10 protein-coding genes are annotated in these 10,027 nt (G+C 63.4%); 8 read left to right on the plus strand and 2 right to left on the minus strand.

The features are described 5' to 3' along the window. Positions 1 to 47: 47 nt before the first annotated feature. Both PHW99_RS01450 and PHW99_RS01455 read right to left on the minus strand, forming a co-directional pair. Positions 48 to 1,316 carry a CaiB/BaiF CoA-transferase family protein gene (locus tag PHW99_RS01450; RefSeq protein WP_300173028.1) on the minus strand — a complete coding sequence of 423 codons (1,269 nt, stop codon included), beginning with the start codon at positions 1,314 to 1,316 and terminating at the stop codon, positions 48 to 50. A 180-nt stretch (positions 1,317 to 1,496) separates the two neighbouring features. Further along, positions 1,497 to 2,690 (minus strand): acyl-CoA dehydrogenase, encoded by a 1,194-nt coding sequence (locus PHW99_RS01455; RefSeq protein ID WP_300173031.1) that lies wholly within the window; start codon positions 2,688 to 2,690, stop codon positions 1,497 to 1,499. 256 nt (positions 2,691 to 2,946) lie between these two features. On the opposite strand from PHW99_RS01455, the gene PHW99_RS01460 reads away from it, so the two are divergent. From PHW99_RS01460 to PHW99_RS01495, 8 genes are all read left to right on the plus strand, one after another. Then, positions 2,947 to 3,849: a LysR substrate-binding domain-containing protein gene (locus PHW99_RS01460; RefSeq protein ID WP_300173034.1), complete on the plus strand. Its 903-nt coding sequence runs from the start codon at positions 2,947 to 2,949 to the stop codon at positions 3,847 to 3,849. A gap of 78 nt (positions 3,850 to 3,927) precedes the next feature. After that, a complete protein-coding gene (locus tag PHW99_RS01465; RefSeq protein WP_300173037.1) occupies positions 3,928 to 4,551 on the plus strand; it encodes a LysE family translocator in 624 nt (207 codons plus the stop codon). Further along, positions 4,548 to 4,970, plus strand: coding sequence for a cupin domain-containing protein (locus PHW99_RS01470; protein ID WP_300173040.1), 423 nt, complete (start codon positions 4,548 to 4,550; stop codon positions 4,968 to 4,970). The genes PHW99_RS01465 and PHW99_RS01470 overlap by 4 nt, the downstream gene beginning before the upstream one ends. 51 nt (positions 4,971 to 5,021) lie before the next feature. Then, the gene (locus PHW99_RS01475) at positions 5,022 to 6,176 is read left to right on the plus strand and encodes an aminotransferase class V-fold PLP-dependent enzyme (protein WP_300173043.1); all 1,155 of its coding nucleotides are present in this window, start codon (positions 5,022 to 5,024) and stop codon (positions 6,174 to 6,176) included. Between the two features lie 154 nt (positions 6,177 to 6,330). Then, complete coding sequence (locus PHW99_RS01480) at positions 6,331 to 7,341, plus strand: sulfate ABC transporter substrate-binding protein (RefSeq protein ID WP_300173045.1); 1,011 nt, start codon at positions 6,331 to 6,333, stop codon at positions 7,339 to 7,341. Between the two features lie 55 nt (positions 7,342 to 7,396). After that, entirely contained in the window at positions 7,397 to 7,987 is a 591-nt protein-coding gene (gene ssuE / locus PHW99_RS01485) for an NADPH-dependent FMN reductase (RefSeq protein ID WP_300173048.1), read from the plus strand. 109 nt (positions 7,988 to 8,096) lie between these two features. After that, positions 8,097 to 9,059, plus strand: a complete 963-nt coding sequence (locus tag PHW99_RS01490; RefSeq protein WP_300173051.1) for a sulfonate ABC transporter substrate-binding protein — start codon at positions 8,097 to 8,099, stop codon at positions 9,057 to 9,059. Between the two features lie 22 nt (positions 9,060 to 9,081). Further along, positions 9,082 to 10,027 (plus strand): sulfonate ABC transporter substrate-binding protein (locus PHW99_RS01495; protein ID WP_300173054.1); only part of this gene is annotated, 946 nt, incomplete at its 3' end.

Raw genomic sequence — 10,027 nt, forward strand, 5'->3', positions numbered from 1 at the left:
GCCATATCCCAGCCACAGCCACAGCCAAAAACAAGGCCAGAGTCTCGTTACACCACCCCTGCGCTTCTGAGTTGCGCAATCTGCGCCGCATCCAGCCCCAACTCAGCCAGCACCTCGTCGGTATGCTGGCCCAAAGCGGGCGGCGCGCGGCGCAACACCGGCGGCGTGGACTGCAGGCGCAGCGGGCTGGCCACGGTGTGGATGAGTGTTTGATTTGCTATTGAAGTTGTAGCTTCATTGGCAGGTTTCACCTGGGCTACAGGCTGTTTTATCACCAAACTGCGGGCTTGCACCTGCGCGTCACCAAAGGCCTGCGCCAGGTCGTTGATCGGGCCGCAAGGCACGGCCTTGTCTTCCAGCAGGGTAATCCATTGGGCGGTGCTGCGGGTGCGGGTAACGGTTTGCATCAGTGGGATCAGTGCCTCACGGTGTTTCACGCGCAGGGTGTTGGTGCGAAAACGTCCGTCCTGCGCCCACTCAGGCTTTCCAGCGGCTTCGCAGAAGCGGGCGAACTGGCCGTCGTTGCCCACGGCCAGCAGCATTTGGCCGTCCAGCGTCTCAAAGGTCTGGTACGGGGCCAGGCTGGGGTGGGTGTTGCCCTGGCGCTGCGGCACTTTGCCGGTGTTCAGGAAGCCTGCAGCCTGGTTGGCCAGCACGGCCATGCCGACATCCAGCAAGGCCATGTCGATGTGCTGGCCTTGGCCGGTGCGGTGGCGCGCCTCGACGGCGGCCAGGATGGCGCTGCAGGCGTAGATGCCGGTGAGCACGTCGATCAGCGCTACGCCCATACGCATCGGGCCGCCGCCGGGTTCACCATCGGCATGGCCGGTGATGCTCATCAGCCCGCTCATGGCCTGGATCATCAGGTCGTAACCGGCGCGTTCGGCATAGGGGCCGGTCTGGCCAAAGCCGGTGACCGAGCAGTAGATCAGCCGTGGGTTGACGGCTTTCAGGCTCTCGTAGTCCAACCCGTATTGCTTCAAACCGCCGACCTTGAAGTTTTCCACCAGCACGTCGCTTTGCGCCGCCATTTGCAGGATCAGCGCCTGGCCTTCTGGCTTGGCCATGTCCAGCGTGATGGCGCGTTTGTTGCGGTTGCAGGCGGTGAAGTAGGTCGCCTCTGTGGTGTCGTTACCGTCGGCGTCTTTGAGGAAAGGTGGGCCCCAGTGGCGGGTGTCGTCACCGGCGCCGGGGCGCTCAACCTTGATCACGTCAGCCCCCAAATCGGCCAGCATCTGGGTACACCAGGGGCCGGCCAGCACGCGGGACAGGTCCAGGACTTTGAGGTGGGAGAGGGCGGCGGGTTGGGTGGTCATGGTTGCGGCTTGGTTGGATTCAGGGGTTGAGTTGGTTGGGGTTCCTGGACGAGCCAGCGCTGTGGGTGGGCCATGCGGGCTTGGGCCGGGGGCCTCAACGCGCTGCGCTTTGCGAAGTCGGCCCCCATACCCCTCCCGCTGCCACCAATGAAACTGGCATCTTCCCCCATCAATGGGCGATCAGCAAAACGCCTGAATCCCGGTCTGCGCGCGCCCCAGAATCAGCGCGTGAATGTCATGCGTGCCTTCATAGGTGTTGACCACCTCCAGGTTCACCAGATGGCGCGCCACACCGAACTCGTCGCTGATGCCGTTGCCGCCCATCATGTCGCGTGCCATACGGGCCACGTCGAGCGCTTTGCCGCAGGAGTTGCGCTTCAAAATCGAGGTGATCTCGACCGCCGCCGTGCCCTCGTCTTTCATGCGGCCCAGGCGCAGGCAGCCTTGCAGGCCGAGTGCAATCTCGGTCTGCATGTCGGCCAGCTTCTTCTGAATCAACTGGTTGGCAGCCAGCGGGCGGCCAAACTGCTGGCGGTCCAGCACGTACTGGCGGGCGCGCAGCCAGCAGTCTTCGGCCGCGCCCAGCGCGCCCCAGGCGATGCCGTAGCGGGCGCTGTTGAGGCAGGTGAACGGGCCTTTGAGGCCACGCACTTCGGGGAAGGCGTTTTCTTCGGGGCAAAACACGCCGTCCATGACAATCTCGCCGGTGATGCTGGCACGCAAGCCCACTTTGCCGTGGATCGCCGGAGCACTCAGGCCGGGCGCGCCTTTTTCCAGCACAAAACCACGGATCGGGCCGACCGTGCCGTCCTCTGTGACCTCTTTGGCCCAGACCACAAACACGTCGGCAATCGGGCTGTTGGAAATCCACATCTTGTTACCCGTCAGCTTGTAGCCGCCCGGCACTTTCACCGCGCGGCTGAGCATGCTGGCCGGGTCGGAACCGTGGTTGGGTTCGGTCAGGCCAAAGCAGCCAATCCACTCGCCGGTGGCCAGTTTGGGCAGGTATTTTTGTTTGGTCGCTTCGTTGCCAAACTCAAAAATCGGCACCATCACCAGTGAGCTTTGCACACTCATCATCGAGCGGTAACCTGAGTCAACGCGCTCGACTTCACGGGCGATCAGGCCATAGGCGACGTAGTTCAGGCCGGGGCCGCCATAGGCTTCGGGAATCGTCGGCCCCAGCAGGCCCAGTTCACCCATCTCGCGGAAGATGGCGGGGTCGGTTCTTTCAGCGCGAAAGGCTTCGATCACACGCGGCTGCAGCTTGTCCTGGCAATAGGCGGCGGCGGCTTCCTTGATGGCGCGCTCGTCGTCGGTGAGTTGTTGTTCCAGCAAAAAGGGGTCTTGCCAGTTGAAGGCGGCGTGGGCCATGGGGGGTCTCCGGTCAAAGTGGGTGTTGGGAAAGGACTGGCCGACATGGTAGCGCGCCGGTGGTGGCGGGCACAAACGATTTGTTGTCACTCAGATATGAGAAAGAAGCATGAATGAAGTGGATGCCCCGACGTGAGTCTTGCACAAAATCAGGCGTAAAACAAAGGTTAGCCCACGTGATATTTGCCTATACAGCTATACAAAACATAGTAGATTTCTGGCATTGTTTTGAAAGTATGTGTATATTTCGCACATCATGCGTAGAAAAATCCCTTCACTGCAGGCCCTGGCCTGTTTTGACGCCGCCGCCCGGCACGAGAGCTACACCCGCGCCGCCCAGGAGCTGGCGCTGACCCAGGGCGCGGTGTCGCGCCAGATCACCGCGCTGGAGTCGTTTGTCGGGGTGGCGCTGTTTCGGCGCACCCGCCACGGGGTCGCCCTGACCGCCAGCGGGCGTGATTACGCCACCCAGGTGGCCAGCCGGCTGCAGGCGCTGGAGCAGGACACGCTGGACGTGATGAGCACCCATGGCCGTGGCAGCGTGTTGCAGATTGCCGCGGTGCCGACCTTTGCCACCCGCTGGCTGATTCCGCGCCTGCCCAGCCTCAAGCGCCAGCACCCCGACATCACCGTGCACCTGGAGACGCGCACCCGCCCGTTCATGTTTGCCGACACGCCATTTGATGCCGCGCTGTTTGCCGGCACGCCCGAGCAGCTCAGCAACTGGGCCGGCACCCAGGCGGTCAAGCTGCTTGACGAAGACGTGGTGCCGGTGTGCAGCCCCGACTGGCTGGGCGGCCAGCCCAGCCTGCCGCCCGACGCTCTGGCCCGCCTGCCGCTGCTGCAGCAAAGCACCCGCCCGCTGGCGTGGCGCCAGTGGTTCGAGGCCCACGGTGTGGCCTCCCACCAGGCGCTGGCGGGCGCGCGTTTTGAGTTGTTTTCCATGACCGCCGCCGCTGCCGCCTGCGGCCTGGGGCTGGCGCTGGTGCCGCGTCTGCTGGTGACGCAGGAGCTGGCGTCGGGTCAGCTGGTGCTGGCCAGTGACGCCACCCTGCCCGCTGAGCGCGCCTACTACCTGGTGCGCCCCGAGGGCGGCGACCCCGCGCCGGCAACCCAGCTGTTTCTGGACTGGCTGCTGCAGGCGGTGCAGGCCGCCTGAGCGCCGCCTTGCGGTTGGCCTTCAGGGGTGGTATCCGCTACCATGCCAAGCTTCTGCATGACACGGATTGGGGTTCACATGATCGACGGGTCCACACTGCTGGCTTTTACTTTGCTCAACATGAGTTTTGCGCTGGTGCCCGGGCCGGATGTGCTTTGTATCCTGAGCAACGCCATCACCCGCGGTGCCGGCGCCGGGGTCAAGGTGTGCCTGGGCATTGCCACCGCCTGCCTGGTCCATGTGGCCGCTGCCTCGCTCGGGCTCTCGGCCTTGCTGCTGGCCGTGCCAACGGCGTTCCTGATCGTCAAGGCCGCCGGCGCCATCTACCTAGTGTGGCTGGGCTGGCAAATGATGCGCCACCCGGTCTTGCTGCATGCCGAAGCTGCGCCCAGCCGGTGGCGCTCACCCTTCACCCAGGGGGTGTTGTCCAACCTGTTCAACCCGAAGATCGCCATTTTTTTCCTGGCCATCCTGCCCCAGTTTGTGCACCCTGAAAACGGGCAACCGGGGGTGCAGGCGCTGATTCTGGGCCTGGTGTCGATTGCGTCGGGCACCGCGGTCAACCTTGTCACGGCCACGCTCGGCGCCCGTGCCCGCGCCTTTTTTGTGGTGCGGCAAAAAGCCTTTGGCCGCTTCCAGCAGGCCGCCGGCGCGGCGCTGGTGGGCCTGGGGCTGCGGGTGGCGCTGGAGCGCGCGAAATGAGCGCGTTTTCCAGCCTGCGCCTGCCGCTGGAGCCCACGGTGGTGGCGCCCGATGGGTCCGATGTGCGGGTGTTGCTGGGCCTGCCCGCTGGGGGCATGGCGCACTTTGAACTGGCTGCCGGCCAGACCTCGCAGGCGGTGACCCACCGCACGGTGGAGGAAATCTGGTACGTGGTGGCCGGGCGCGGGCAGATGTGGCGCAAGCAGGGCGCGCGTGAAGAAGTCATCACCCTGGAGCCGGGCCTGTGCCTCACCATTCCGCTGGGCACCCATTTCCAGTTTCGCGCCGCGCCGGATGTGGCGGTGGCGGCGGTGGCCATCACCATGCCGCCCTGGCCGGGTGAAGACGAGGCCGTGGCGGTGGCCGGCCCGTGGCCTGTGGATGATGGCGGCGCTGCTGTGGACCAGTCGGCGTGCTAAGCTGGACCGCCGTCAGCCCCCTTTGTTTTCCCCATTTCAAGGAGCGTTTTCATGCCCGGACTTCTTCCCAACATTGACCCGGATGGCCTGCTGGAGTTTTCGGTGGTGTACACCGACCGGGCGCTCAACCACATGTCCAAACGCTTTCAGGGGGTGATGACCGACATCTCGCGCATCCTCAAGGAGGTGTACCACGCCAAGTCGGTGGCGCTGGTGCCCGGCAGCGGCACTTTTGGCATGGAGGCGGTGGCACGCCAATTCGCCACCGGCAAAAAGACGCTGGTCATCCGCAATGGCTGGTTCAGCTACCGCTGGACGCAGATCTTTGACATGGGCCAGATCCCGGCGCAGTCCACCGTGCTCAAGGCGCGGCGCACGGGCACCGATGCCCAGTCGCCATGGGTCCCGTGCCCGGTGGACGAGGTGGTGGCCAGCATCCGTAGCCAGCGGCCCGACGTGGTGTTTGCCCCGCATGTGGAAACGGCCGCCGGCATGATCCTGCCCGACGATTACCTGAAAACCGTGGCTGATGCGGTGCATGAGGTCGGTGGCCTGATGGTGCTTGACTGCATCGCCTCCGGTGCCATGTGGGTCAACATGGCGGCCACCGGCGTTGATGTGCTGGTGAGTGCGCCGCAAAAGGGCTGGAGCGGCTCACCATGTTGTGCCATGGTCATGCTCAGTGACCGGGCTCGCGCCGCCATTGACGGCACCAGCAGCACCAGCTTTGCCTGTGACCTCAAGAAATGGCTGCAGATCATGGAAGCCTACGAGGGCGGCGGCCACGCCTACCACGCCACCATGCCCACCGATGCGCTGATGCGCCTGCGTGAAGTCATGCAGGAAACGCGTGACTACGGCTTCGAGAAGGTCAAGGCCGAGCAAGTGGCGCTGGGGGCGGCGGTGCGCTCGCTGTTCGAGAGTCGTGGCATCCAGAGTGTGGCGGCAGACGGCTTCAAGGCCCCCGGCGTGGTGGTGAGTTACACCACCGATGCCGACATCCAGAACAGCAAGAAATTCCTGGCGCTGGGCCTGCAGACCGCCGCCGGTGTGCCGCTGCAATGCGACGAAGGCGCCGATTTCAAAACCTTCCGTGTCGGCCTGTTCGGCCTGGAAAAACTGCACAACGTGCCGCGCAGTGTGGCGCATCTGGCGACCGCGCTGGACGCCATGGGCCTGCCTGCGCCCGCCGCCGTGGCGGCCTGAAGATCGCCCGGAACAGCCGCACCCGTTAGCGGGTGGGGTGTGGCTTTCAGATGATTTGGCTATTTGAAAATGAAAACTCAGTAGTTCCAGTTTTAACGGATGACCTCCAGAATTCATTCCATTGCACTTTGGCAATGAATTCCGAGGACATCCCATGACAACCCATCGCCGCCTTTTTACCCTTGCCGCTGCCGCCCTGCTGGCCGGCGCCACCTTGGCCGCCAGCGCCCAGCAAGTGGTCACGCTGCTCAACGTCTCCTACGACCCGACGCGTGAACTCTATGCCGAGTTCAATGCGTCCTTTGTCAAATACTGGAAAGCCAAGACCGGTCAGGACGTGACCATCAAACAAAGCCATGGCGGCTCCGGCAAACAAGCCCGCGCCGTCATTGATGGCCTGGAGGCCGATGTGGTGACACTGGCACTCGCCGGTGACACCGATGCCATCCACAAAAACGGCGGCTGGATTCCCGCCGACTGGCAAAAGCGCCTGCCGCATAACTCGTCGCCCTACACCTCGACCATTGTGCTGGTCACGCGCCAGGGCAACCCCAAGGGCATCAAGGATTGGGATGACCTGATCAAGCCCGGCATCAGCGTCATCACGCCCAACCCCAAAACCTCGGGTGGCGCCCGCTGGAACTACCTGGCCGCCTGGGAATTTGCCAAACGCAAGTTCGGTAGTGAGGCCAAGGCCAAGGACTTTGTGCAGGCGCTTTATAAAAACGTGCCGGTGCTCGACAGCGGGGCGCGCGGCTCGTCCATCACCTTCGCCCAGCGCAACCAGGGCGACGTGTTCATCAGCTGGGAAAACGAAGCCCATCTACTGGAAAAAGAATTTGGCGGCAAGGTCGACATCGTTTACCCGTCACTGAGCATCCTGGCCGAGCCGCCAGTGACTGTGGTCGATAAAAACGTGGACAAGAAAGGCACCCGTGCGGTGGCCACCGCTTATCTGGAATACCTCTACACCGACGAGGGCCAGGACATTGCCGGCAAGAACTTCTACCGCCCGATTTCCGAGAAGTTCCAGGCCAAGTACGTCCGGCAACTGCCCAAGATCAAACTCTTCACCATCGACGAAGCCTTTGGCGGCTGGAGCAAGGCCGCCAAGGACCACTTTGCCGACGGTGCTTACTTTGACCAGATCTACACCAAAAAATAAGTCACATCGCAACTGCCTATTCGCTGTCACACACCAAGGCAACAGGGATAAAAAAATGAGTGTTCTATTGATCGCAGGCAGCCCGTCAGAGCGCTCCCGATCAGCCGCCTTGCTCGACGCCGTGGCCCAGCGCCTGGTGTTTCGCGGGGCACTGGTTGAGCGCCTGCAAATCCGCGACCTGTCACCGCAAGCGCTGATCCTGGCCGACTTTGGCCACCCCAGCATCAGCCACGCCGTCGGGCAGGTGGCCAAAGCCGATGTGGTGGTGGTCGCCACCCCGGTCTTCAAGGCCGCCTACAGCGGCGTGCTGAAGGTGTTTCTGGACTTGCTGCCACAAACCGCGCTGCAAGGCAAAACCGTGTTGCCCCTGGCCACCGGCGGCAGCCCGCACCACATGCTGGCGCTGGACTATGCGTTGCGCCCGGTGCTGCAGTCACTCGCCGCCAAACAGATCCTGCCCGGCATCTACGCCACCGATTCGCAAGTGGCGGTGAACGACTCGGGGGCGTATCAAGTCAACACCGAGATTGGCCAACGGCTGGACGACGCCGTCAACACCCTGGTGCGCGAGGTGCTGCCTGCGCATGAGGTCCACACCCGCCGCTTTGCCCCGGTGCAGTTCTCGCAGGTGCGATGTAGCGTGTAAACGCCCTGCCGGTCAGCCCTTCCTGGGCTGACACCCAACCCAATTTTTTTCAGGCCGCTGGCAAGCGGTCGGGGGCGGCTTTTGCCCCAAATTTTCAAAGGAATTCACCATGTCAAACCTCATCCATTTTTCCCGTCGCCAGGTGCTGGTAGCCGGGCTGGCCACGGCCTCCCTGGCGGCTGGCTCACTGGCCCTGGCGCAAAAAGCCCCGCGCACCCTGCGCATTGGTTACCAAAAAGGCTGGCTGTCCATCCTCAAAAGCCGCGGCACGCTGGAGAAAGAGCTCGCCCCTCTGGGCGTGAACGTGACCTGGACCGAGTTCAACGCCGGGCCGGTGCAGCTTGAAGCGCTCAACGTGGGGGCGATTGACTTTGGTGACGTGGGCGAAGCCCCACCCATCTTTGCCCAGGCCGCCGGGGCGCCGCTGGTCTATGCCGGGGCCACCGTGCCGCGCCCGCAGCTCGAAGCCATCCTGGTGCCCAAGGGCTCGCCGATCAAGTCGGTGGCGGATCTGAAAGGCAAGAAGGTGGCCTACAACAAAGGCTCCAACGTGCAGTACTTTCTGGCCAAGCTGCTGGACAAAAACGGCCTGAAATACAGCGATGTGCAGCACACCCACCTGCCCCCGCCCGACGCCCGCGCTGCCTTCCAGAAGGGCGCGGTGGATGCCTGGGTCATCTGGGACCCGTTCTTGGCGGCCGCGCAAAAAACGCTGGATGCACACATCCTCGCCGATGCCAAAGGGGTGGTGAACAACCGGGCCTACTACTTCAGCTCGCGCAACTTCGCCACCCAAAACCCAGACGTGCTGAAGATCGCCATCCGCCAGATCAATGCCATCGACACCTGGGCCGCCAAGAACAAACCAGCCGCCTCCAAAGAACTGTCGCAAGTGCTCGGGCTGGACGTGGGCATCACCGACCTGTACCTGAGCCGCGCCGACTACGGCACCGCCCCGGTGAACAGCGCCATCCTGGCCGAGCAGCAAGCCATTGCCGACACCTTTTTCGAGCTCAAGCTGATCCCGAAAAAACTCAACCTGCTGCACGCCGCGCCGGTGGACCTGAGCTGATCAACCCCCAGGGAGCCACACCATGAAACAAGTCACAACCACCGGGTCGCGCCGCAGCCTGCTGCGTGTGCTGGCCATCAGCGCGGGTTTCTGGGGCCTGTCGGGGCCGATCACCTCCAACGCCTGGGCGCAGGCTGCGGACAAGCCCCTGAGCCGATTGCAGCAACTGCGCATTGGCTACCAGAAATCTGCCGTCAACCTGGTCATCCTCAAGCAGCAAGCCGTGCTGGAAAAGCGTTTTCCCCATGCGCAAGTCAAGTGGGTTGACTTCCCCGCCGGGCCGCAGCTGCTCGAAGCACTGGCCGTGGGTTCGCTGGAGTTTGGCCTGACCGGTGATTCACCGCCGGTGTTTGCCCAAGCCGCTGGCAAAGACCTGGTGTACGTGGGAGCCGAGCCGGCCAAGCCTGAGAGCTCGGCGATTCTGGTGGCCAAAGACTCACCCATCCACAAGCTGGCTGACCTCAAAGGCCAAAGAATTGCCCTGCAAAAAGGCTCCAGCGCCCACTATCTGCTGGTGCAGGCGGTGGAAAAAGCCGGGCTGTCATGGACCGACATCCAGCCCATTTACCTGGCCCCGGCCGATGCCCGTGCTGCGTTTGAGCGCCAGAGTGTCGATGCCTGGGCGATCTGGGACCCGTTTTACGCCGCCACCGAATTGGCCCTGGCCCCGCGTGTGCTGACCAACGGCACCGGCCTGTCCAACAACAACTCGTTCTACCTGGCCTCACGCGCCTTTGCTACCGATTACCCGGACGTGTTGGCCGTGCTGTTTGAAGAGCTGAGCCGGGCCGACCAATTTGTGCAGCAACACCGCCCCGAGGCAATCAAGCTGATCTCGGCTTACAGCGGGCTGGACGCTGGGGTGGTCAGCCTTTTTTTGCAACGCCGCCCAGCATCACCCGTCGGGCCGATCAGCCCCAAAACACTGCAGTCGCAGCAACAGGTGGCCAACAGTTTCCAGAAGCTGG

This window comes from Rhodoferax sp. (genome assembly GCF_028689305.1).
Classification (GTDB): Bacteria; Pseudomonadota; Gammaproteobacteria; order Burkholderiales; family Burkholderiaceae_C; genus Rhodoferax.

What these genes read in the sequence shown, in the direction of transcription:
- PHW99_RS01450 (WP_300173028.1), bottom strand. Translation starts at nt 1,316, where the DNA reads ATGACCACCCAACCCGCCGCCCTCTCCCACCTCAAAGTCCTGGACCTG.
- PHW99_RS01455 (WP_300173031.1), bottom strand. Translation starts at nt 2,690, where the DNA reads ATGGCCCACGCCGCCTTCAACTGGCAAGACCCCTTTTTGCTGGAACAA.
- PHW99_RS01460 (WP_300173034.1), top strand. Translation starts at nt 2,947, where the DNA reads ATGCGTAGAAAAATCCCTTCACTGCAGGCCCTGGCCTGTTTTGACGCC.
- PHW99_RS01465 (WP_300173037.1), top strand. Translation starts at nt 3,928, where the DNA reads ATGATCGACGGGTCCACACTGCTGGCTTTTACTTTGCTCAACATGAGT.
- PHW99_RS01470 (WP_300173040.1), top strand. Translation starts at nt 4,548, where the DNA reads ATGAGCGCGTTTTCCAGCCTGCGCCTGCCGCTGGAGCCCACGGTGGTG.
- PHW99_RS01475 (WP_300173043.1), top strand. Translation starts at nt 5,022, where the DNA reads ATGCCCGGACTTCTTCCCAACATTGACCCGGATGGCCTGCTGGAGTTT.
- PHW99_RS01480 (WP_300173045.1), top strand. Translation starts at nt 6,331, where the DNA reads ATGACAACCCATCGCCGCCTTTTTACCCTTGCCGCTGCCGCCCTGCTG.
- ssuE (WP_300173048.1), top strand. Translation starts at nt 7,397, where the DNA reads ATGAGTGTTCTATTGATCGCAGGCAGCCCGTCAGAGCGCTCCCGATCA.
- PHW99_RS01490 (WP_300173051.1), top strand. Translation starts at nt 8,097, where the DNA reads ATGTCAAACCTCATCCATTTTTCCCGTCGCCAGGTGCTGGTAGCCGGG.